This window comes from Raoultibacter massiliensis (genome assembly GCF_900199545.1).
Lineage (GTDB): Bacteria > Actinomycetota > Coriobacteriia > Coriobacteriales > Eggerthellaceae > Raoultibacter > Raoultibacter massiliensis.
In genome coordinates this window covers 1-1181 of record NZ_LT962667.1, presented here as the reverse complement: position 1 = coordinate 1181, position 1181 = coordinate 1, and the positions used below count along the sequence as shown (strand labels likewise).

The 1181-nt window shown below is 61.0% G+C and carries 1 protein-coding gene; it reads right to left on the bottom strand.

Annotation, left to right across the window (positions count from 1 at the left end; genetic code table 11):
- Positions 1-212 precede the first annotated feature (212 nt).
- The coding region (locus tag C1719_RS00050; protein WP_102373247.1) for an IMP dehydrogenase at positions 213-1181 on the bottom strand (969 nt) is incomplete at its 5' end.

The window sequence follows — 1181 nt, the reverse complement described above, 5'->3', positions numbered from 1 at the left end:
AGCCCCGTGCGCCGGCCGCGGCCCCCGGCCGGCGCCGTTCGGGGGCAAAGCTCGCCCGAATCGGCAGGCGCAATCCGGACTCTTCGGTAATCCTGACTTAGCAGAGAAAGCCGGCTCCATCGCCAGTCAAAAAAAGAGCGCCCCGCCGTGAAGCGAAGCGCTCTTCGTGTTTTCCGCGAAAGGCTTAAGGCTGCAGCAACGCCGCGAACGCCCTAGCGCATGGTGCCGGTGCCGTAGCCCGACTTCTCCTTAAGCACCACGTCGTGGGCGCCGCCCTCGACGATCGAGGTGGAGCTGACAACCGTGAGCTTGGCTTTCTCTTGAAGCTCGGCGATCGTGAGCGCACCGCAGTTGCACATGGTCGAACGAACCTTCGACAACGTAAGGTCGACGTTGTCCTTGAGGGCGCCCGCATACGGCACGTAGGAATCGACGCCTTCTTCGAAAGAGAGCCCCTTCTTGTCTCCGCCGAGATCGTAGCGCTGCCAATTGCGCGCGCGAGCCGATCCTTCGCCCCAGTACTCTTTCATGTAGCTGCCGTTGACGTTCACCTTGTTCGTCGGGCTCTCGTCGAAGCGGGCGAAGTAGCGACCGAGCATGAGGAAATCGGCGCCCATGGCAAGCGCGAGGGTCATATGATGATCGTACACGATGCCGCCGTCGGAACACACCGGCACATAAATGCCCGTCTCCTCGAAGTACTCGTCGCGAGCTTTGGAAACTTCGATCAGAGCCGTTGCCTGACCGCGGCCGATGCCCTTCTGTTCGCGGGTGATGCAAATCGAGCCGCCGCCGATGCCCACCTTCACGAAATCGGCGCCGCACTCGGCGAGGAAACGGAAGCCTTCGGCATCCACCACGTTGCCAGCGCCCACCTTGACCGAATCGCCGTAATGCTCGCGGATCCATTCGATCGTGATGCGCTGCCAATCGGAGAAGCCCTCCGAGCTGTCGATGCACAGCACGTCTGCGCCAGCCTCGACAAGCGCCGGCACGCGCTCGGCGTAATCGCGAGTGTTGATGCCCGCCCCCACCATGTAGCGCTTGTGGGAATCGAGCATCTCGTAGGGGTTCGACTTATGGGAATCGTAGTCTTTGCGAAACACCATGTACATGAGATGGTCTTCCTCATCGACCAGGGGAAGCGAGTTGAGCTTGTTGTCCCAGATGATATCGTTTGC